Annotated in this window: 17 protein-coding genes; 9 read left to right on the plus strand and 8 right to left on the minus strand. The window is 65.6% G+C overall.

The window, feature by feature from the left end; genetic code table 11:
* The first annotated feature begins 4 nt into the window (after positions 1-4).
* Positions 5-3154: an efflux RND transporter permease subunit gene (locus ACLE20_RS13575; RefSeq protein WP_410940847.1), complete on the plus strand. Its 3150-nt coding sequence runs from the start codon at positions 5-7 to the stop codon at positions 3152-3154.
* Positions 3155-3550: 396 nt separating this feature from the next.
* On the opposite strand, the gene ACLE20_RS13580 is transcribed toward ACLE20_RS13575, so the two are convergent.
* Genes ACLE20_RS13580 through denD form a run of 3 tightly spaced genes read right to left on the minus strand, consistent with a single transcriptional unit; the run spans position 3551 to position 7206 of the window.
* A complete protein-coding gene (locus ACLE20_RS13580) occupies positions 3551-5335 on the minus strand; it encodes an IlvD/Edd family dehydratase (RefSeq protein ID WP_410940848.1) in 1785 nt (594 codons plus the stop codon).
* Positions 5336-5344: 9 nt separating this feature from the next.
* On the minus strand, positions 5345-6226 hold the full coding sequence (locus ACLE20_RS13585; protein WP_410940849.1) for an NAD(P)-dependent oxidoreductase: 882 nt from the start codon (positions 6224-6226) through the stop codon (positions 5345-5347).
* Positions 6223-7206, minus strand: coding sequence for a D-erythronate dehydrogenase (gene denD / locus ACLE20_RS13590; RefSeq protein WP_410940850.1), 984 nt, complete (start codon positions 7204-7206; stop codon positions 6223-6225). The genes ACLE20_RS13585 and denD overlap by 4 nt, the downstream gene beginning before the upstream one ends.
* A gap of 276 nt (positions 7207-7482) precedes the next feature.
* Here denD and ACLE20_RS13595 point away from each other — a divergent pair, with 276 nt between their 5' ends.
* The 5 genes from ACLE20_RS13595 (at position 7483) to ACLE20_RS13615 (ending at position 12919) form a co-directional block, all read left to right on the plus strand.
* Positions 7483-8859 (plus strand): FAD-binding oxidoreductase, encoded by a 1377-nt coding sequence (locus ACLE20_RS13595; RefSeq protein ID WP_410940983.1) that lies wholly within the window; start codon positions 7483-7485, stop codon positions 8857-8859.
* 32 nt (positions 8860-8891) lie between these two features.
* Positions 8892-9611 (plus strand): FadR/GntR family transcriptional regulator, encoded by a 720-nt coding sequence (locus ACLE20_RS13600; RefSeq protein ID WP_410940851.1) that lies wholly within the window; start codon positions 8892-8894, stop codon positions 9609-9611.
* A gap of 426 nt (positions 9612-10037) precedes the next feature.
* Entirely contained in the window at positions 10038-10571 is a 534-nt protein-coding gene (locus ACLE20_RS13605; RefSeq protein WP_410940852.1) for a TRAP transporter small permease, read from the plus strand.
* Positions 10571-11848 carry a TRAP transporter large permease gene (locus ACLE20_RS13610; RefSeq protein WP_410940853.1) on the plus strand — a complete coding sequence of 426 codons (1278 nt, stop codon included), beginning with the start codon at positions 10571-10573 and terminating at the stop codon, positions 11846-11848. The genes ACLE20_RS13605 and ACLE20_RS13610 overlap by 1 nt, the downstream gene beginning before the upstream one ends.
* 66 nt (positions 11849-11914) lie before the next feature.
* Positions 11915-12919, plus strand: a complete 1005-nt coding sequence (locus ACLE20_RS13615) for a TRAP transporter substrate-binding protein (protein ID WP_410940854.1) — start codon at positions 11915-11917, stop codon at positions 12917-12919.
* A 107-nt stretch (positions 12920-13026) separates the two neighbouring features.
* On the opposite strand, the gene ACLE20_RS13620 is transcribed toward ACLE20_RS13615, so the two are convergent.
* Positions 13027-14229 (minus strand): mandelate racemase/muconate lactonizing enzyme family protein, encoded by a 1203-nt coding sequence (locus ACLE20_RS13620; RefSeq protein ID WP_410940855.1) that lies wholly within the window; start codon positions 14227-14229, stop codon positions 13027-13029.
* Between the two features lie 283 nt (positions 14230-14512).
* Here ACLE20_RS13620 and ACLE20_RS13625 point away from each other — a divergent pair, with 283 nt between their 5' ends.
* Positions 14513-15235 carry a Crp/Fnr family transcriptional regulator gene (locus ACLE20_RS13625; protein WP_410940856.1) on the plus strand — a complete coding sequence of 241 codons (723 nt, stop codon included), beginning with the start codon at positions 14513-14515 and terminating at the stop codon, positions 15233-15235.
* On the opposite strand, the gene ACLE20_RS13630 is transcribed toward ACLE20_RS13625, so the two are convergent.
* The 4 genes from ACLE20_RS13630 to ACLE20_RS13645 are packed head-to-tail and all read right to left on the minus strand — an operon-like array spanning position 15192 to position 18657.
* Positions 15192-15722, minus strand: coding sequence for a hemerythrin domain-containing protein (locus tag ACLE20_RS13630; RefSeq protein WP_410940857.1), 531 nt, complete (start codon positions 15720-15722; stop codon positions 15192-15194). The two genes, ACLE20_RS13625 and ACLE20_RS13630, sit on opposite strands and share 44 nt — an antisense overlap.
* A gap of 12 nt (positions 15723-15734) precedes the next feature.
* Positions 15735-15866 (minus strand): cytochrome bd-I oxidase subunit CydX, encoded by a 132-nt coding sequence (gene cydX, locus ACLE20_RS13635; RefSeq protein WP_410940858.1) that lies wholly within the window; start codon positions 15864-15866, stop codon positions 15735-15737.
* Positions 15867-15903: 37 nt separating this feature from the next.
* A complete protein-coding gene (gene cydB, locus ACLE20_RS13640) occupies positions 15904-17055 on the minus strand; it encodes a cytochrome d ubiquinol oxidase subunit II (RefSeq protein ID WP_410940859.1) in 1152 nt (383 codons plus the stop codon).
* A gap of 21 nt (positions 17056-17076) precedes the next feature.
* A complete protein-coding gene (locus ACLE20_RS13645; RefSeq protein WP_410940860.1) occupies positions 17077-18657 on the minus strand; it encodes a cytochrome ubiquinol oxidase subunit I in 1581 nt (526 codons plus the stop codon).
* A gap of 104 nt (positions 18658-18761) precedes the next feature.
* Here ACLE20_RS13645 and ACLE20_RS13650 point away from each other — a divergent pair, with 104 nt between their 5' ends.
* Both ACLE20_RS13650 and ACLE20_RS13655 read left to right on the plus strand, forming a co-directional pair.
* Positions 18762-20351 (plus strand): ATP-binding cassette domain-containing protein, encoded by a 1590-nt coding sequence (locus ACLE20_RS13650; protein ID WP_410940861.1) that lies wholly within the window; start codon positions 18762-18764, stop codon positions 20349-20351.
* Positions 20348-21997 carry an ATP-binding cassette domain-containing protein gene (locus ACLE20_RS13655; protein WP_410940862.1) on the plus strand — a complete coding sequence of 550 codons (1650 nt, stop codon included), beginning with the start codon at positions 20348-20350 and terminating at the stop codon, positions 21995-21997. The genes ACLE20_RS13650 and ACLE20_RS13655 overlap by 4 nt, the downstream gene beginning before the upstream one ends.
* The last annotated feature ends 4 nt before the right edge of the window (positions 21998-22001 follow it).

The following is a 22001-nucleotide window of genomic DNA, read 5'->3' on the forward strand; positions in this document are numbered from 1 at the left end:
AACCATGTCAGCCCATCAATCCCCCACCGAACGTCAGCCGTTCAATCTGTCTCGCTGGGCAATCGGCCATCCGAGCATGGCCCGCTTCCTGTTCGGCCTCATCCTGATCACCGGCGTGCTCGGCCTGATGCGCATGGGGCAAAAGGAAGATCCCGACTTCACCTTCCGCGTCATGGTCGTTCAAGCGCTCTGGCCAAGTGCCTCGATCACCGACATGGAAGACCAGGTCGTCAACAAGATCGAACGCAAGCTGCAGGAAACGCCGCATATCGATTGGGTCAAATCCTATACGCGGGCCGGCAGCGCGATCATCACCCTGCAGGTCAAGGGCGATACCAACGCGGCCGAGGTGGCCGATGCCTTCTACCAGGTGCGAAAGAAAGTCGGCGACATCAGCAGCGAGCTGCCGGAGGGCCTGCTCGGACCCTATTTCAACGACGAATTCGGCGATACCTTCATCACGCTGCATTCGATCAGCGGCGACGGCTATACCTATCCCGAACTGAAAAAATTCGCGATCCAGGCGCGCGACATGCTGCTGAGGGCGCCGGGCGTCGAGAAGGCAGTCATTATTGGTGACCAGCCCGAGAAGATCTTCGTCGACGTCTCCTCGAAGGCGCTTGCCGAGCGCGGGCTGACGGTGCTCGACCTTCAAAACGCCCTCAAGGGCCAGAATGCCATCGATCCCGCAGGCTCCGTGCAGACGGGTCTGCTCTCCGTGCGCATCTCCGTGGACGGCCAGTTCGGCACGCTCGACGATATCCGGCAGCTGCGGATCCGGTCCGGCACCCAGGTCTTCCGCCTCTCGGACATCGCGACGGTCAGCCAGGGGCTCGAAGATCCCTACCAGCGGAAATACCGCTTCAACGGGCATGACAGCGTCCAGATCGGCGTCGTCATGGCCAAGGGCTTCAAGGTGACCGATGTCGGAGCGCAGGTCGAGGCGACCTACAAGAGCTTCGAGGAGAGCCTGCCCTACGGTGTCGCCGTCGATCAGATCTCCAACCAGCCCGATGTCGTGACGGAAGCAGTCGGCGAGTTCATGCGGGCGCTCGGCGAGGCTCTCGTCATCGTCCTCATCGTCTCGTTCCTGTCGATCGGCTGGCGCTCCGGCCTGGTCATCGCCATTGCGATCCCGCTCGTCCTCGCCGCCACCTTCGCCATCATGTACGAGCTCGGGATCGACCTGCAGCGCATTTCGCTCGGCGCCCTCATCATCGCCCTCGGCCTCCTGGTCGATGATGCGATGATCGTCGTGGAACTGATGGAGCGCAAGCTGGAGGAGGGGCTCGTCAAGATCGAGGCGGCAAGCTTTGCCTATTCCTCCACCGCCTTTCCCATGCTCACCGGCACCCTGATCACCACCGCGGGGTTCATCCCGGTCGGCTTTGCCGCCTCGACGGCGGGTGAATATGTGCGCTCGCTCTTCTATGTCGTCGGGATCGCGCTGGTGGTGTCCTGGTTCGTGGCGGTCTATTTCACCCCCTGGCTCGGATACATGATCCTCAAGCAGCGCCAGCATGCCGGCGCGCACCACGATGTCTTCGACACGCGGTTCTATCGTCGCCTGCGCGCGACCGTTGCCTGGGCCGTGCGCCACCGGCTGATCGTGCTTGCCGCAACGCTGATGACCTTCGCCACCAGCCTCTGGGCGTTCCAGTTCATCCCGCAGAACTTCTTCCCGCAATCCTCGCGTCCCGAGATCCTCGTCGATCTCTGGCTGCCGGAGGGCACGAACATCAAGCAAGTCGAGGCTCAGGCCAAGGCGCTCGAAGCCCGGATCATCGACAACCCGGACAAGCGCTTCATCGCGACCTATATCGGCGAGGGGGCACCGCGCTTCTTCCTGCCGCTCGACCAGCAGCTCCGCAACCCCAACTATGCCCAGCTCCTCGTCATGGCCAATGACGAGCCGGCTCGGGAGCGGCTGATCGTGGCTCTTCGCGACATTCTGGCGCGCGATTTCCCGATGGTGCGCGGCAAGGTCGATCGCCTCTTCCTTGGGCCGCCGACCGGCTGGCCGGTTCAGATGCGCGTCACGGGTCCGGACCGGGCCAAGGTGCGCGAGATCGCCGACGCGGTGAAAACCCGCTTCCAGGCCGATCCCATGCTGGGCGCGATTCACGACGACTGGCTCGAGCCGGTGCCGGCGATGACGCTCGTCATCGATCAGGACCGTGCCCGTGCCCTCGGGGTCACCTCCCAGCGCGTTCGCCAGATGCTGCAGACCGCGATGACGGGGGCTCCGCTCGGCGAATTCCGTGAAGGGGAGGAGACCATCTCGATCGTGGCACGGGAGCCAGGCACGGAGCGCTCGCTGCTCTCGGCCGTCAACTCCGTCTACGTTCCGACGGACGCCGGCGGTTCGGTGCCGATCTCGCAGATCGCCAAGGTGGTCCCCGTCATGGAACAGGGGATCGAGTGGCGGCGCGATCGTCTGCCGACGATCACCGTGCGCGCCACTTTGCCGGATGGCGTGCAGGCGAACGATGTGGCCACGGCCTTGTATGCCGACATGAAGCCGCTGCGCGACAGTCTGCCGGCCGGCTACAGGGTCGAGATCCAAGGCGGTGCGGAGGATGCGGCCGAAAGCCAGAACTCGATCGCCGCCAAGGCGCCGATCATGCTGGCCGTGATCATCGTGCTGCTGATGATCCAGCTTCAGCATTTCGGAAAGGCCATGCTGGTGCTCGCGACCGGTCCGCTGGGGATCATCGGGGCGGCATCCGCGCTCTTGATCAGCGGCGCCCCGTTCGGCTTCGTCGCGATCCTCGGCGTCATCGCCCTGCTCGGCATCATCATGCGCAACTCGATCATCCTGGTGGATCAGATCGACCAGGACATCAAGGCCGGCATGGATCGGCAGGAAGCGATCATCGGCGCCGCCGTGCGGCGTTTCCGGCCGATCATGCTGACGGCCATGACGGCCGTTCTCGCCCTGATCCCGATCTCGCGCGGGGTGTTCTGGGGTCCGCTCGCCTATGCCATGATGGGCGGCATCCTGGTCGCCACGGTCCTGACCATCCTGGTCCTGCCCGCCGGCTACGCCCTGTTCTTTGGCAAAGAGAAGGTCAGCAAGAACGCGGCAGAGCCTGCCGTTCAGACCGACCACGACAGCCACGACCACGCGCCACCCGCAATGGCTGCGGAATGACGAAAGAAGCGGCCTTGTAACGACCGATCTGCAGCCGGTGACGCGCGTGGAGCTTGCTCTTTGGCATCGCCCCGCCGGCGCCTGCTGCGGATCGCTCTAGGCTGTATACGTCCAATTTCGCAACAAACCGCGATACGCCTTCGCATGGGCAAGGCCCCGTCCGGAAGGCCGGCAGGGTCTTCTGCGTTGACGCGCGGCGAGGGATCGGGCGCGAAGCGCAGGGTCAGTTAGGCTGTTTTGCACGCGCTGTGCTGCAAATCCAGCAAGCCGAACCGCCTTCTCTGCACCATGCCGATGGACCGTCGCCAGCCGGTCGCGGAGGGGGGAGCGCCTTTTTAAACAATGGATGGAAAGCGGCTGCACACCCACATCGCCCCGCACACCGGCGCCCAGCCTTCAGTGATTGTGCCGGGGCATGGTCTTGGCGATCTGGCGGAAGTCGGTGGTGCCATCGAGGGTGGCGCCGTCGGACAGTTGGGTCACGGACTTGCGGTAGAGGCGTTGCCATGGGGTTGCGTCGGCGGGGATCGGTGGCAGGCCGTCGGCCTTGCGGCGTTCGATCTCGTCGTCGGGGACCAGCATGTCGCAGAGGCCCTGGTTGAAATCGATGCGGATCCGATCACCGGTTCGAAGCCAGGCGAGCCCGCCGCCGGCGGCACTTTCCGGCGAGGCGTTGAGAATGGATGGGCTGTCGGCGGTGCCTGACTGGCGGCCGTCGCCGATCGTCGGCAGGCTGGTAATGCCGCGCTTCAGCAGATGATCCGGCGGCTGCATGTTGACCACCTCGGCCGATCCAGGCCAGCCGAGCGGGCCCGCACCGCGGATGACGAGGATGGTGTCCTCGTCGATGGCGAGTTCCGGATCGTTGATCCGTCTGTGGTAATCTTCCGATCCGTCGAAGACGACCGCCTTGCCGATGAACACGCCTTCATGGCCCGGCTCCATCAGGTAACGCTCTCGGAAGCCTTGCGAGATGACGCTGGTTTTCATGATCGCGAAGTCGAACAGGTTACCCTTCAGCACCAAGAAGCCCGCCTTCTCCTTCATCGGCCGGTCATAGGGGAAGATCACATCGCGGTCGGTGGCTTCGCGCCCGACAAGATTGTCGCGGACGCTCTTGCCGGTCACGGTGCGGCAGTCGCCATCGAGCTTGCCGGCCTGCAGGAGCTCCCACATGATGGCCGGTGTGCCGCCCGCCCGGTGGTATCGCTCGCCGAGATAGGCGCCAGCCGGCTGGATATTGGCGAGCAGCGGAACATCGAAGCCGTGGACCTGCCAGTCTTCAGGCGCGAGCTCGACGCCGGCATGTTTCGCCATGGCCGAGAGATGCGGCTGCGCGTTGGTGGAGCCGCCGATTGCGGAATTGACGCGGATCGCATTCAGAAAGGCCGCGCGGGTGAGGATGTCGGACGGCTTGATGTCCTCGTTCACCAGTTCCACGGCGCGCCGGCCGGTACGGTAGGCCATCTGCCCGCGTTCGCGATAGGCGGCGGGGATCGCGCCGCAGCCGGTCAGCGACATGCCGAGCGCTTCCGCCAGCGCGTTCATGGTCGAGGCCGTGCCCATGGTGTTGCAATGGCCGATGGAGGGAGCCGAATCGAGGGCTGCCTGCAGGAACTCGTCGCGATCGATCTCGCCGGCGGCGAGCTTGCGGCGCATGCGCCAGATCACCGTGCCCGACCCGGCGAGGTCGCCTTCATGCCAACCGTCCAGCATCGGCCCGCCAGAAAGCACGATCGCCGGAATGTCGACCGTCGAGGCGGCCATCAGGGCGGAGGGCGTGGTCTTGTCGCAGCCGGTGGTCAGCACGACGCCGTCGAGCGGGTAGCCATAGAGGATCTCGACGAGGCCGAGATAGGCGAGGTTGCGGTCGAGCGCGGCCGTCGGGCGCTTGCAGTTCTCGAAGATCGGGTGGGTGGGAAACTCGATCGGGATGCCGCCCGCATCGCGAATGCCGTCGCGCACCCGCTTGACGAGCTCGACATGCACGCGGTTGCAGGGCGTGAGGTCGCTGCCGCTCTGGGCGATGCCGATGATCGGCCTGCCCGCCCGCAATTCCTCCGGCGTGACGCCGTAATTCATGAAGCGCTCAAGATAGAGCGCCGTCATGTCGATATGGTCCGGATTGTCGAACCAGTCCTGCGAACGCAGGCGGCGGGTCGGTGTCTGGTCGGTGCCCATGGGATGCCCTTAGCGACGGGGGTTCTTGTGCTCGAGATGCAGGAGCAGGCCGCTATGGTCCTGTTCGCCGCCGCTTTCGCGCACGAAATCGGAAAATGCCTGCCGCACCTGCTCCGTCAAGGGGAGCGTCAGGGAGAGCGCGCCGGCCATCGCTGCTACCGCATCGAGATCCTTCAACTGGTTGCGTGCCGTGCCACCGGGTGCGAAGTCGCGGCTCACCATGCGGGCGCCGTGCAGTTCGAGGATGCGGCTTTCCGCGAAACCGCCGCGGATCGCCTCGCGGAAGGCCTGCCGCGAGGCGCCGCCTGCTTCGACGAGGATCATCGCTTCGGCAAGGGCACCGATCGTGACGGCGACGATCTGCTGGTTTGCGAGCTTGCAGACCTGGCCGGCCCCGCTCGGGCCGACATGGGTCACGCGGCCGAGCGCGGCAAGAATGTCGCGAACGCCATCGAGCACGGCCGCTTCGCCGCCGGCCATGATGGCGAGCGTGCCCGCTTCGGCTCCGACGACCCCGCCTGAGACGGGTGCATCGAGATGCGACAGCCCCTCGAGTGCGAGCCGCCGCGCATGATCTCGGGCCATGGGAGGGGCGATCGAGCTCGTGTCGACCAGGATGGCGCCGCTTTGCATGGCCTTGACGCAGCCCTGGTGGAACAGGACGTCTTCGACGGCGTCGCCATTGGTGAGCATGGTGAAGACCACCTCCGCCTCGCGGACCGCCTCCGTGGCCGTTGGCGCCAGCCGTGCGCCCGCGGCCTGCAGCGGTTCTGCCTTGGCCGGGTCGCGATTCCACACGGTCACGGCGTGGCCGGCCTGCAGCAGGCGCCGGGCCATCGGCGCGCCCATCAGGCCGGTGCCGAGCAAGGCGATCGAGCGGGCGCGGGTCACAGGCGCCCTCCGAGTTCATCCTCGATATGGACCCGGATGATCTCGTCGAAGGAGGTTTCGGCCTTAAAGCCCAGGGCGGTCGCGCGCGTCGCCGTGAACCCGGGCGCCCAGCCGGCCACCATCTTCATGATCATCGGGTCCGGCTCGCGGCGGATCAGTCGGACGGCCTTGTCTCCCGCAACGCGGCGCAGCGCCTCGATCTGCTCGCCCACCGTCGCGCTCAGGCCCGGCATGGACAGGTTGCGCCGGGGCCCGACGCGCTCGAGATCGATCGTCGCCCCGTGGATGAGGAAGCCCACCGCCGAGCGGGGGGAGGCGTGCCAGTGCCGTACCTCCTCCGAAACCGGCAGGATGGCTTCCTTGCCGACCAGCGGTTCGCGCAGGATGTTGGAGAAGAAGCCCGAGGCGGCCTTGTTGGGCACGCCCGGGCGGATGCAGACCGTGGGCAGCCGGATGCCGATCCCATCGAAGAAGCCACGGCGGCTGTAGTCGGCGAGAAGCAGCTCGCAGATCGCCTTCTGGGTGCCGTAGCTGGTCAAAGGCGTCGTGTGATAGTCGTCTTCGATTGGGAAGGGTAGCGGCGCGCCGAAGACGGCGATCGACGAGGTGAAGACGAGGCGCGGCCTGTAGCCATCCTCGGCATTGGCCCGTTGGATCGCGTCGAACAAGACGCGCGTGCCGTCGAGATTGATGCGATATCCCTTCTCGAAATCGAGCTCCGCTTCGCCCGAGACGATGGCGGCGAGATGGAAGATGACGTCCGGCCGTGTGGCGACCAGCGTTTCGGCCTGCCCCGGAGCCGAGAGATCGGCCTCCAGCGCGGAAACCGCTCCGGAAAATCCTTCAGGCGCCGTCGGCATCACCACGTCGACGAGCGTCAGCCTCTCGATCGGCCTGTCGCCGAGCCCACCGTCATCGACGAGCCGCGCCAACAGCTTCCGACCCACCATGCCGGCAGCGCCAATCACCAAGATATGCATGCGTTGTCCTCCCCCAGTCTTCGATGAGCACGGGCTCCTCTCGGCCAGGGCCTCCCAAACTTTGCCCTGTACGGTTGTCTGATAACCCTATAAGTGTCCGGTGAAAAGAACAAGCGAACGCGTTGACAGTGTTCGTTGCCGCGCGCGGCCGTTGCACCGGGGCTGCGGGATGGAGGGTGGCGGTGCCTTCGGACAGGGCGACAGCGCGTGAGTGAGACGAGGGAAGTCGAGGTCGGGGCCTGGCGCCGCGCATTGGTCGAGGCTCTTGGCGAGGACATGGTGATCGTCTTGCCCGAGGCCATGCTGCCCTATTGCCGCGACTGGCACGGCGACGTCTCGACGCGCGCCGTTGCTGTCGTCCGGCCGCGGGGCACGGAGGAGGTTGCTGCTGTCGTCCGGCTCTGCCGGGCGCTCGGGCTTGCCATCGTGCCGCAGGGCGGAAACACCGGCCTCGTGCTTGGCGGCATTCCCGACGATGCGGATCACCAGGTGGTGCTGAGCCTCGAGCGCATGACCGCGATCCGCTCCGTCGATCCCGACGATTTCTCCGCCGTCGTCGAGGCCGGATGCATTCTTTCAGTGCTGAAGGACGCGGTCGCCGAACAGGGCATGTTCTTTCCGCTGTCGCTCGGCGCGCAGGGCACCTGCCGCATCGGCGGCAATGTCTCGACCAATGCCGGCGGCATCAATGTGCTGCGCTATGGCATGACGCGCGATCTCGTGCTTGGTCTCGAAGTGGTGCTGCCGGACGGCACGATCTTCGACGGTTTGTCGACGCTGCGGAAGGACAATCGTGGCATCGATCTCAAGCAGATCTTCATCGGCGCGGAGGGCACGCTCGGCATCGTCACCGCGGTCTCCGTCAAGCTGACGCCCTATCCGGATCAGGTCGCCACGGCGCTGCTGGCCGTCTCGTCGCTCGATGATGCCATCCGCCTCTTCCGGCGGGCGCGGCGGGATTGTTGCGACCTGATGAGCGCCTTCGAGTTCATGCCGCCGCTCGCCTTTACCCTGGCGCGGGAAGCCATGCCCGCTTTGCCGGTCCCGATCGAAGAGACGCATGCCGCCTATGTTCTCCTGGAGATCTCCGGCTCGGGCTTGGTCGATATCGACGCCCTGATGGAGCGCTTCCTCGAGGGCGTGATGGAGGAGGGGCTCGTCATCGACGGGACGATCGCCGCCTCGCAGGCGCAGGCGCGCAATCTCTGGCTGATCCGCGAAGGCATGAACGAAGGTCAGGCAAAGCGCGGGGCCCATCTGCGAACCGATGTCTCGGTCCCGCTTTCCCGTCTGCCGGCCTTCATCGCCGATGCCGAGCGCGCGGTCACGGAGCGGTTTCCCGAATGCGTCTGCGTCTCCTATGGCCATGTCGGCGATGGCAATGTCCATCTGAACGTGCTGCCGCCCGCCGCGCTTTCGCCGGCGCAGAGGGAGGCGGTGATCTATGAGGCGAAAGGGATCGTGAATGCTGTACTGGACCGCTACCAGGGCAGCATGAGCGCCGAGCACGGGATAGGCCGGCTGAAGCGCGACGATTTCGAGGCGCGGCTGCCCGAGGCGCGGCGCAAACTCCTCACCGCGCTCAAACAGGCGATCGACCCCGAGATGATGATGAACCCCGGCTGCCAACTGAACGTGATTAAAATAAGCTAGGCTGAAAGACGGGCGGAACGGGAGGCAGCATCTTGGTCGTGACGGGGTTCAACCACATCAAGCGGAGCGAACATCTGCCGGCGCGCATCGCGCTCGAGATCGGCCGCGAGATCAGTGAAGGCCGGATCGCGCCGGGAGGGCGCCTGCCGGCGGAACATCTGCTCGCCAAGACCTTCGGCGTCAGTCGCTCCGTGGTGCGCGAAGCCATCGCGCAGTTGCGCAATGAAGGGCTTGTCGAGACGCGCCAGGGCGTCGGCGCCTTCGCCACCGAGATCGAACGCCGCCAGTCGATCCGCATCGAACAGGACGATCTCTCCGACCGGGCAAGCTTCCGCAGCCTGTTCCAGCTGCGTCGTCCGCTGGAGATCGAAGCGGCGGGGCTGGCCGCCCTTCATGCGACGGAAGCGGATCTCGCCCGCCTCGACGAAGCGCTGGCCGGCATGACCGGCGCGGAGAAATGGACCGACCAGGGGATCGCCGCCGATCTCGTCTTCCACAGGGCTGTCGCGACGGCGACGCAGAACGATTATTTCCTGCTCTTCATCGGCTTCATCGCCGAGCGCATCAGCCTCGCGATCAATGCCGCGCGTGAAACGGCTTTGCTCGAGGAGATCGTCGAGGTGACGATTGCCGAGCATGTCGCGATCCGCGACGCCATCGCCTCGCGCGATCCACTGGCAGCACGGCGAGCCATGGAGGCGCATCTGACCGGCGCCGCGAGCCGCCTCGGCCTGACGATCGAGACCTTCTGACCCGGTCAAGCCGCCTGGGCACCCCAGCCCTCACAATCGCAGATCGTCGCGCGCAGGCCGGATCGGCTGGACAGACGGTCCGCTTCCAACTAAAGCTTGCAGCAACAGGGTTGTCAGACATCCTGACAGGCGGAGAGGAGCCGGCGTTGGCCGGACCGCTGGAGGACGTAGGGAGGCCATCGATGCGATCGGGATCGGCACGACGTGCGGGTGATTGTCTGTCGGGCGACAAGGCCCGGGCGCCTCTCGACGGTCCGCTGTCCGTCCCTTTGTTGATCGGGCGCTAGCCGTCGCCGCGTGCGGCGTGCCGGTCCCGGCATCGGCGGGTCCGGTCTGAACGGGCCTTCAGGGGTGATTGGGTTGGATCCGGCGCCGAGGACAAGAGGGCGCGGCGCGGGTTTCGTTGGGAGTTTTGGGAGGGAAGGCATGCAGAGGGCGATCGACCTCTTCTACAAGGCATTGGAAGTCTTTCTCATCGTCATGCTGGCGATCATGACGGTCATGGTCTTTGCCAATGTGGTGCTGCGCTACGTCTTCAATTCGGGGCTGAACGTCTCGGAAGAGCTGTCGCGCTACTGCTTCGTCTGGGTGACCTTCGTCGGCGCCGTCGTCACCTTCCGCGAGAACGCCCATCTCGGCATCGAGACGCTGGTCATGTGGTTCGGGCGCCGCGGTCGCGTGCTCTGCATGATCCTCTCCAACCTCATCATCGCCCTCTGCTCGGCCATCTTCTTCTGGGGCACCTGGAAGCAGTTCGAGATCAATGCGAGCATGCACGCCCCGGTGACCGGCCTGTCGATGATCTGGGTCTATGGCATCGGCCTCTTCACCGGCTCCTTCATGTGCATCATCGCACTGGAGCGTGTCATCCGCTTCTCGGCCGGCCGCGCGACCGATGCCGAGGTCGCGGCCTTTGCCGGTGAGAACCTGACCGTCGAGCAACTGGCGGAGCGCGGCTAATGACCCTTCTCGTCTTCATCGGCTCGCTTCTCGGCGCCATGGCGATCGGGGTTCCCGTCGCCTTCTCGCTCATGTTCTGCGGCGTCGTGCTCATGTGGTACATGGACATGTTCAACACGCAGATCATTGCGCAGAACATGATCGCGGGGGCCGATACCTTCACCCTGCTCGCCATCCCCTTCTTCATCCTGGCAGGCGAACTGATGAACACCGGCGGCCTGTCGCGCCGCATCATCGATTTCGCCATCGCCTGCGTCGGCCATATCCGCGGCGGTCTCGGCTTCGTCACCGTCCTTGCCGCCATCATCATGGCGAGCGTGTCCGGCTCGGCCGCCGCCGACACCGCGGCCCTTGCCTCCATCCTCATCCCGATGATGGCGAAGGCCGGCTACGACATTCCGCGCTCAGGCGGATTGATTGCTGCCGGCGGCATCATCGCGCCGGTCGTGCCGCCCTCCATGGCCTTCATCGTCTTCGGTGTCGCGGCCAATGTCTCGATCACGCAGCTCTTCATGGCCGGCATCGTTCCGGGGCTCCTGATGGGCCTGTCGCTCTGCATCGCCTGGGCCATTACCGTGCGCAAGGACAAGGTCATGCCCTTGCCGAAGCCGTCGAATGCGGAACGTCTGCGCATCACCGGCCGGGCCCTCTGGGCGCTCGGCATGCCCGTCATCATTCTCGGCGGCATCAAGGCCGGCATCATGACGCCGACGGAAGCGGCAGTCGTGGCCGCCGCCTATGCCCTGTTCGTCGGCATGGTGATCTACCGGGAGCTGAAGCCGAGCGACCTGCGCCACGTCCTCCTGCGCGCGGCCAAGACCACCTCGATCATCATGTTCCTGGTGGCCTCCGCGCTCGTCTCGGCCTGGCTGATCACGGCGGCGAACATTCCGGCGGAAGTCGCCGGCTATATCGAGCCGCTGATCGATCGACCGCGCCTCCTGATGTTCGCCATCATGGTTCTGGTGCTGATCGTCGGAACCGCGCTCGACCTCACCCCCACGATCCTCATCCTGACACCGGTGCTGATGCCGATCATCAAGCAGGCCGGGATCGACCCCGCCTATTTCGGCGTCCTCTTCATCATGAACAATGCCATCGGCCTCATCACCCCGCCGGTCGGCGTGGTGCTGAACGTCGTCAGCGGCGTCGGACGCATTCCGCTCGGAAAGGTCACGGTCGGGGTCTGGCCCTTCCTCGTCGCCGAAACGCTGGTGCTGCTGCTCTTGGTCCTTTTCCCCGACATCGTTCTCGTGCCGATGCGCTTCCTGCACTAGCCGACCACCGTTTTTCAACCCTCGTTTCGAACACCGATCTCACCAACAATCCCGGGAGGATAATCAATGAGAAAGCTGCTTCTGACCGCAACTGCCCTTGCCATGGCATTGGGCTCCGCCGCGCCTGCCTTCGCCGAGTTCAAGGCGCGCAACATCCGTGTTTCCAACGGCATCAACCAGGACCACCCGGTCGGCAACGGTCTGAAGGCCGTCGACGAGTGCCTGCAGCAGAAGTCGAACGGACAGATGAAGATCACCGCCTTCTGGGGCGGTGCGCTGGGCGGCGATCTCCAGGCCACCCAGGCACTGCGCTCCGGCGTCCAGGAAGGCGTCATCTCGTCCTCCTCGCCGCTGGTCGGCCTGGTGCCGGCGCTTGGCGTCTTCGACCTGCCCTTCCTGTTCGCGACCGACAAGGAGGCTGACGCCGTCATGGATGGCGAGTTCGGCGAGATGCTGAATGCGAAGCTGGCCGATGCCGGCCTCATCAACCTCGCTTATTGGGAGAACGGCTTTCGGAACCTGACGAATTCCGTGCGCCCCGTGACCAAGTGGGAGGATGTCAGCGGCCTCAAGGTCCGCGTCATGCAGAACAACATCTTCCTCGATACCTTCCAGAACCTCGGCGCCAACGCCACGCCGATGGCCTTCGGCGAAATCTTCTCCGGCCTGGAGACCAAGGCGATCGACGCGCAGGAGAACCCCTATGTCACGATCGACACCTCGAAGTTCTACGAGGTCCAGAAATATGTGACCGAGACCAAGCACGCCTATACGCCCTTCCTCTTCCTGTTCTCCAAGGCGATCTTCGACACCTATTCGCCGGAGGAGCAGGCCGCTTTGAGGGAATGCGCCATCGTCGGTCGCGACGTCGAGCGCAAGGTCATTCGCGAGCTGAATGCCAAGTCGCTCGAAAAGATCAAGGCGGCCGGCATCGAGGCCAATGTGCTGAGCCCGGAAGAGCAGGCGCGCATCCGCGAAAAATCGCTGGTGGTCTATGAGAAGCACAAGGCCGAGATCGGTGCCGATGTCGTGGACGGCGTGCTGGCCAAGCTCAGCGAACTCCGCAAGTAAGCTGCTTGAAGATTTCGAGGCGGGGCGGCCATTCGCCCCGTCCCGAAAAATCCTCCCGGTCGCTTCAGGCGGCCGGGAGCCTTCGAAGGGATTGCACCTCTTCTGGCCTAGATGTCGGAGGCATCCGAGCTGCGCCGCGCGACGGTGAAGATGCGGTCGAGCTCGGGGTTCAGGTCCATGCCGAGGCCCGGCCCGGGCGGAACGGTGATCATGCCGTTCTTCACCTCCGGAAGTGCCGTCACCAGATCGCGATACCAGGTCTTGTAGAAGGCGCGCACGCTCTCCTGGACGAGCGCGTTCGGCGCGTTGAGCGACAGATGCGTCGACGCACACAGCACCACCGGGCCCGTGCAATCATGCGGCGCCACCGGCAGGTGCCAAGCCTCGGCCATGGAGGCGATCTTGCGGGCCTCCGAAAGGCCGCCGCACCAGGAAATGTCGAGCATCATCACGCCCGCCACGCCCGTTTCCAGAAGATCGCGGAAACCCCAGCGCGACCCGAGCGTCTCAGACGCCGAGATCGGCGCCGGCGAGGCCGCCGCATAGCGCTTGAGGCTCGAAAGACTGTCCATCTTGATCGGATCTTCATGCCAGAAGGTCTGATAGGGCGTCAGCGCCTTGGCGATCTGCAGCGCCGGCAAGAGCTGCCACATCGAGTGAAACTCGACCATGACATCCATCTTGTCGCCCACCGCCTTGCGGATCTTCTCGAAGGGCTGAAGGGCCAGCTTCAGGTCCGGCATGGAAATGTACTGGCCGCGGCTCCGCTCGGCCGCCGCATCGAACGGCCAGATCTTCATGGCCGTGATGCCGTCTTCCAGCAAAGAGACCGCCAGCTCGTCGGCCCTGTGCAGAAACCCGTTCAGATCGTCATAGGCCGTGCCGCCGGTCAGCCCGTAATTGGCGGTCGTCTGGCCGGTGTTCTTCTTGATATATTCCGTGCCGGCGCAGGTGTTGTAGGTGCGGATCTCCGAGCGGCTGAAACCGCCGAGCAACTGGGCGATCGGCTGGTTCGTCACCTTGCCGAAAATGTCCCAGAGCGCGATGTCGAAGGCGGAATTGCCGCGCACCTCGGCACCGGAGGAGCGAAAGCCAAGATAGCCGACGAGGTCCTGCGCCAGAAGATCGATCTGCAGCGGATCCCGGCCGATGACCCGCGGCGCGATGTAGTCGTGCACATGCGCCTCGACCGTCTTCGCCCCATAGAAGGTCTCGCCCAGACCCGTGATCCCTTCGTCGGTATGAACCAGGACCCAGATGAGATTGGCCCGCTCCTCTATGCGCACCGTTTCAAGCTTGGTTATCCGCATAGATACTCCCATCCCATGCTGCTTCATCCATTCCGATCAAAGGGTAAGCGTCTTCGAACCAATCCGTCCAGCCTTGGCAGGATAATTCTGGCCTGGCGGTCGTCCGGAGCTGCCCGTTCGGCGGGGCGCGGATGCCAGACCGACGTGCCGCCTCGAAGATTCCGGCATCCGCGTCCCGCCTTCTCGCGATGGATTTTCAGGCAGTGATCCATTAGGCTTACCAGGTGCGCGATGGGTTTCGTTCAGGTCGTGCGCGAAAGGGGTCGGGGGTGCAGGCGTCGGGATGCGCAAGGACATTCACAACAGCGACGTGCCGGCGCTTTGCGCCGCCTGCGAGGCGCGCCATCGCGGGGTCTGCGGCGCACTGAGCGCGCCGGAGCTTCTGGCCCTGTCGAAAACCTCCAGCAAGCAGCGGGCCGAGGCGGGTGCGGAGATCGTCGGCGACGCCGAGATCGTCGACCACTACGCGAACCTGCTCTCCGGCGTCGTCAAACTGACCAAGACGCTTTCGGACGGGCGGCAGCAGATCGTCGGCCTACAATTCGCGCCCGATTTCGTCGGCCGACCCTTCGCGCGTGAAAGCGTTATCACCGCCCAGGCGGCGACGCCGGTTCATCTCTGCTCCTTCCCGCGCGGGGTGATGGAGCGCATGATCGCCGATCAGCCGGAACTGGAACATCGCCTGTTCCAGCAGGCGCTGAAGGAGCTCGACCAGGCGCGCGACTGGATGGTGATGCTCGGCCGCAAGACCGCGGCGGAGAAGGTGGCGAGCTTTCTGATGATGATCGCCCGCCACATCGACCCTGCCGCCGATCCCGACCGGCGCAGCGCCGCCTTCGACCTGCCGCTCACCCGCGGCGAGATCGCCGATTTTCTGGGTCTCACCATCGAAACCGTTAGCCGGCAATTGACCAAACTGCGCACCGACGGGCTGATCCAGCTGGAAAACAGCCGCCACGTCATCATCGATGATCTGCCGCGTCTGGCGCGCCGAGCAGGGGATTGATCTCGCCGCCAGACTGCAGGATCAGGTGATCGCGCTCGAAGGCGATGTGGCGGCGCATCGTGCCGAAGAAGGCGCGCAGCATATAGCCGACGGCTTCCGGATTATAGATCGGGTGCCCCTGGCCGATCGCCAGCAGCACCTGTGTCAGCTCCTGGGCGCTGCTGTCGTCTTCCAGATGCTCGGTCTTCAGCCGACGGATCATCTGCTCCTCCCCGGCGCGCATGATCGCCGGATAGATTGTCTCCTCCTCGAAACGCTGCCCGCCCCGCATGACCGGCAGCAGGCTGCCGGCAAGCGCCAGGCATTCCAGGCGATCGACATTGTCCGGAAGATCATCCGCCACCTGTTCCAGATCCGCGCAAAGCGACAGCATTTCGCGGTGGATGCGGGAAAGGTCGATCCGCGCGTGATGGATCGACGCTCGTTCTCCTGATGGGGTCGATGCCGCGCCGCTACGCTGCCCTTTGGAATGCTCGAGACCGGACATGGCGCGCCATCCTCATGGGCTCTCGAACGACGCGCTTTCCTCGCCGGGCGCATCGCGCAGCACGCGCAATTCGTACCAGAGCGCGTTCAACACGCCGATGGTGGCGGCCAGTCCGAGGCCAAGGATCCAGGAAAAATACCACATGGTTGTCTCCTTCGAAGACGAGGGGTGAGGGATCGGCTCAATAGGACGTCGTGCCGGCATCGATGCTCTCGACCGTCACCTTGCCCCAGAGCACGTGATAGACCCAGGCGGTATAGGCGAGCACGAGCGGCATGAAGACGAGGGTGGCAAACAGCATGGTGCGCAGCGTCGAGAGGCTGGACGAGGCGTCGAACACCGTCAGCGAGTGATCGGGGTTGGTACTCGACGGCAGCAGGATCGGGAACATGGAGATCCCGACGGTGGCGACGATCATGCCGACCGACAAGAGGCTGGCGAGCAGCGTAAGCCCGGCTCTCCTGGCGGTGAAACCGAGGGCGGCGGCGAGCGCTCCCGCGATGCCGAGTGCGGGAATGAGCCAGAGCAGCGGCACCGCGGCGAAATTGGCATGCCAGGCGGCAGGATCGAGCGCCACCGCCTTGTAGAGCGGATTGGATGGATCGGCCCAGGCGATCGGCGAGGTGACCCGGTAGCCGCCGAGGAGCCCGAGGCGGACGAGGAACCCGCCGCCTAGGAAAAGGAGCGCAGTCAGCGTCGCGGCGACGGCGCCGAGACGTGCGGAGCGCGTGGCGACGATGCCGTCCGCCTTGAAGGCGAGCCAGGCCGCTCCATGCATGGCCAGCATGAAGAGCGAGACGAGGCCGCAATAGAGCGCGAGCGGGTTCAAGAGGCCGAAGAGGTTGCCCTCATAGATCGGCCGGAGGTCGCTCGTGAAGTGGAAGGGCACGCCTTGCAGCGCATTGCCGATCGCCACGCCGAAGATCAGCGAGGGCACGAGCCCGCCGATGAAGAGGGCGATATCCCAGCCCTGCCGCCAGGCGGGATCCGCCTTCTTCGACCGGTATTTGAAGCCGACCGGCCGCAGGATGAGCGCCAGAAGCACCAGGAACATGGCGAGATAGAAGCCGGAGAAGCTCAGCGCATAAAGGGCCGGCCAGGCGGCGAAGATCGCCCCGCCGCCGAGGATGAACCAGACCTGGTTGCCCTCCCAGACCGGGCCGACCGTGTTGATCGCCACGCGGCGCTCGGCATCGGTCCTCGCGACGAAGGGCAGCAGGGCGCCGACGCCGAGATCGAAGCCGTCGGTCATGGCGAAACCGGCGAGCAGCACCCCGAGCAGGAGCCACCAGATGACTCTGAGCACCGCATAATCGAAGAGAAAATCGAACATGATCCTGGTCCTTGAAGCTGATCATTCGGCCGGCTGGAACTGGCCGGGGCTATGGGGTGAAGGCTGCAGGCGGGCGGCGAAGGCGTCGCCGATCGCAGGGCCCTTGCGGATGGCGGCCAGCATCAGGCGCACCTCGACCACCGCCAGCGCGCCATAGACGAGCGTGAAGAGCGCGATGGTGATCAGGAGATCGGAGACGCCCAGCGCCGAAGTCGCGAGAAAGGTCGGGAGCACGCCTTCGATGATCCAGGGCTGACGCCCGAACTCGGCGACGAACCAGCCGAGCTCGGCAGCAAGCCAGGGCAATGGCAGCGCAAGGAGCGCAAGCCGCAGGAGCCAGCGCGGCGCCTGTCGTTCGCGGATCGTATGCCAGAGCGAGACGGCGAAGACGACAAGCAGCACGAAGGCGGAGAGCACCATCAGGCGGAAGGTGAAGAAGATCGAGGGGACATGCGGCACGGTCGACCAGGCGGCGTCCCTGACCTGCGCGTCGCTCGCCTGGCGCGGATCGTCGATGAACTGCTTGAGGAGCAGCGCATAGCCCAAATCCTTCGAAGCGGTGGCGAACCGGGCGCGCGCTTCCGCATTGCTGCGGTCGGTCTTCAGCGTCTCCAGCGCGTCATAGGCGATAAGCCCGTTGCGGATGCGGCTCTCCGCCTTGGCCACCAGCTCGGTGATGCCGGGAATTTCCTTATCCAGCGAACGGGTGCCGATCAGGCCCATCACATAGGGAATATGGATTCCGAACAGCGTCTGCCGGGCGGCCATGTCCGGCAGGCCGAACAGCGTAAAGGCAGCCGGTGCCGGCTCCGTCTCCCACATCGCCTCCATGGCGGCGAGCTTCATCTTCTGGTTATCGGTGATCGCATAGCCGCTCTCGTCGCCGAGCACGATGACCGAGAGGGCCGAGGCGAGCCCGAAGGCGGCGGCGATGACGAAGGAGCGCCGCGCCAGCGCCACATGACGGCCACGGAGCAGATAATAGGACGAGACTGCCAGCACGAAGGCCGCGCCGCAGACATAGCCGGCCGAAACGGTGTGGACGAACTTGGCCTGGGCAACGGGGTTCAGGAGCACGGCGACGAAGTCGGTCACCTCCATGCGCATCGTGTCGGGATTGAAGGCGGCGCCGACCGGGTTCTGCATCCAGCCATTGGCAATCAGGATCCAGAGGGCGGAGAAGTTGGTGCCGAGCGCCATCAGCCAGGTGACGATCAGATGGGCGCGCGCGGTCAGCTTCTCCCAGCCGAAGAAGAACAGGCCGACGAAGGTCGCCTCGAGGAAGAAGGCCATCAGCCCTTCGATCGCAAGCGGAGCGCCGAAGACATCGCCGACATAGTGGGAATAATAGGCCCAGTTCATGCCGAACTGGAATTCCATGGTGATGCCGGTGGCGACGCCGAGCGCGAAGTTGATGCCGAAGAGCACGCCCCAGAATTTCGTCATGTCGCGCCAGATGGCGCGCCGCGTCATGACGAAGACGGTTTCCATCATGGCGATGAGGATGGAGAGGCCGAGGGTGAGCGGCACGAAGAGGAAGTGATAGAGCGCCGTCAAGGCGAATTGCAGGCGCGAGAGCTCTATGAGGAGGGGATCGAACATGGGTCAACCTTTCCGAAGTCTGGATGAGCCATAGCGCGCTTTTCGTCCCGGCCTGTTGATCTGGATCAACCCGACCTCGTCTCCTCCATGGCAGAACGACGGGCATGAGACGCACACGCCTTTTCCCGCGCCGCCGTTCGGCTGTTCCCGATGCCACAGGCATGCTCGCCCTCGGGCGCCGCGTGGCTGCGCTCCACCTTCGCCGCCTTCTTCTCTGGCAAAGCGCGCGCCTTCTCGGCCGGCTCGCCTTCCTCGGTTTCAGCGCCAAGGTGGCCGGAGCGGCGATCATCGATGGCACGGCTGACGTCCCCGCTCTCGCCGCTGCGCTGCTCGGCCTTGTCCTTTCGGTCCTTGCCGGTTTGCGGTCGGATCTCGCCGCCGCGGAGGGCGAGGCTGCCATCTCCCAGGCTGTCGCTCGTGCCGCGCAGACGACCATCGCCGCCCTGCCGGCGCGCAGGGCGCAGGCGATCGACACCGGCAGCCTCGTCGTCGCCCTTCAGCGCCACCCCGACGCGATCGCGGCGCTGGTTCTCACCCATCAGGCGGCGCGGCGGATGATGGGTCTCGGCCCGTTCGTCGCCGCCGCCACATTGCTGCTCGTATCCTGGCAAGCCGCGCTGCTGATGCTGGGCCTGACGCCGGTCATGATCGTCTTCTTCGCGCTGATCGGCGGCTTGATCCGCTCGCGGGCCACGGCCCAGGAGGCTGCCTTCGGCCATCTGGCCGGCCAGTTTGCTGACCGCATCCGCACGCTCCCGACCATCCTGGCCCATCACGCGCTGTTGCCCGAATCGCTCAAGCTGCAGTCCCGTCTCGAAGACTTCGCCGGCCGCACCATGGACGTGCTGAAGATCGCCTTTCTCAATGCGGCGATCATCGATTTCTTCGCCTCGCTGTCGATCGCGATGCTCGCGGTCCTGCTCGGGCTCGGCCATCTCAAGCTGCTGGCCCTGCCAGGCTTTGCAGACCTCGCTTTGTGGCAGAGCCTGTTCATCCTGATGATCGCGCCCGATTATTTCGCGCCCTTCCGCCGCTTTGCCGAGCAGTATCATGCCAAGGTCGAAGGCGAGGCGGCGGCGCTTGCGCTTGACCGGCTGCTCGATCCGCCAGCCGCGGAGATCACGCTGCCGCTCAATGCGGCGCTGCTGAAAGCCTCTCTGCCGGAGCGCGGACTGGTGGTCCTGACGGGCCCAAGCGGCGCCGGCAAGACGACGCTGCTACGCCGCCTAGCGGGAATCGAGGAGGACAGCGGCGACCAGACTTTCGGTGGAGGTCATGGGCAGACGCGCTGGATCGGCATGGATTGCCTGGTGCCGGCAGGAACGCTGGCGACGGCGATCGCCTGGCCGGAGAAAAACATCGATCCCGCCCGCCTCGAGGATGTCCTCGTCCGCCTCGGTCTGGCCGGCGATCCCTCCATGCCGGACCACCTGGAGCAAGGCGGTGCCAATCTGTCGGGCGGCCAGCGGCTGCGGCTCTCGATCGCCCGGGCGCTGCTCGGCCAGGGCCCGGTGCTGGCCGACGAGCCGACCGCCAAGCTCGATCCGGCCACGGCCGCTCTCGTGCGGACGGCGATCAAGCATATGGCGCGGCGCCGCCTCATCCTGGTCGCCACTCACGATCCCGTCTTGATCGCCGAGGCGGCTCGACGCGTGTCGCTTGCCGGCACAGCAGAGAAGGATCAGGCCGCATGAGGACCCCCACCATGCACAAGGAGGTACGGGCCCTTCACCCCTTACCCGCAGACCGGGCTTCCCTCGGCTCTGCCTTTCTCCCGTCTCACCATTGGCGGACGGCGCTCGCCTTCGCGCTTTCAGCTCTTCTTTGCGGCCTTCTTCTGGGCGGCCTGTCAGCCTGGTTCCTTGGCGCCGTCGCGCTGGCAGGGCTGACCAGTGCCGCGCTCACCTTCAATTTCCACATCCCCGGTGCGCTGGTCCGGCTCCTCGCCATCGGTCGCGTCGCCACCAGGTTCGGCGAGCGGCTCTCCGGCCATCGGGCGGCGCTCGACGACCAGTGCCAGCGGCGCGCGCGCCTCTTCACCGGACTCGCCGCCCGCCCGGCGCTGCGCCGCACCGGCTGGCAGCTCGGCCAGCCGCAGGCACTGGCCGACTATCTCGACGATGTCGAGGATGTCGACTCCGCCCGGCTACGCGCCGGGCTGCCGCTCCTTGCCACAGGTTTCGGCGGAGCAACACTGACAGGCGCCACCGCCTTCATCGCACCGATTGCCCTCATGTTCCTGCTGCCGGCCGCCACGATCCTCGCCCTTTCGGCGCAACGGCTGCTGCGCCGTGCCGATCCACTCTGGCGTGGGGCGGAGAGCGCAGGTCGTGCCGCGGCGGACAGGCTCGGCGCGAGCCTAGCTGCGCTGGTGCCGCTCAAGGCGGAAGGTCGCTTCGCCGCTGAACTCGACGCGGGCTTCTTCGAGCTGGAGAAGGCGCGACTGGCCGTGCGGGAGATTCGGCGCGCCCAGGCGACGTTTGACCTGGGGCTGGCGCTCTTCGGCCCGCTGATGGCGGTGGCGGTGCTTGGCGTCGCCTGGCTGGCCGGCGCGCGCGGTGATGCGCTGCTGCCGCCGCTCTTCCTCGCCTTCTCCTGGCTCGCCTTTGCAGAGGTGGTGCAGGGGCTGGGCCGAAACCTTCTCGCCCGGCTGCGCGGCGCTCACGCTGCGGCACGTCTGGCCGAGACAGGTGCCGCCGCACCGATCCTCGATGAGGAGGGGCCGAGCACCGTGGTGCTGACGGCTCTTCGTATCCAGAATTTGCCGCGCGTCGCGCCTGACGGCCGCCGGCTCGGCCAGTCCATCAGCCTGCGCCTGCAGGCCGGGAGCCCTCTGGTGCTGCGCGGCGCCAGCGGCTGCGGCAAGACGAGCCTTCTCAAGCAGATTGCCGGTTGGCTGGGGGAGGAGACATTCGAGGCGGACGGCGACGTCCTGATCGACACGGCTGCGCGTCGCCGGATGAGCGTCCTCTGCCTGCATGACGCCGCCATCCTCGCCGACACGCTGCGCGCCAATTGCTTCGCCCCCGGCCGCAGCGATGCCGAGATCGCCGAAGCGCTGGCGGCGGTCGAGCTGACCGATCGTTTTGCTGCTCAGGGTCTCGACGGCTGGATCACGCAGGAGACGCTGTCGCTCGGCGAGGCCCAGCGGCTCAATCTCGCCCGCGCCTGGCTTTCGGACCGGCCGATCCTGCTTCTCGACGAGCCCACCGAGCATCTCGACCGTGATCAGGCGCAGCGCATCCTGGCGCGGCTGCTGGCACGGCTGAGCAGCCGCATCGTCGTCCTGTCGAGCCACCGGCCCCTGGACGGGGCGGGGCTGCGCACCATCACCCTGTGAGATC

Source organism: Rhizobium sp. YIM 134829 (assembly GCF_046546455.1).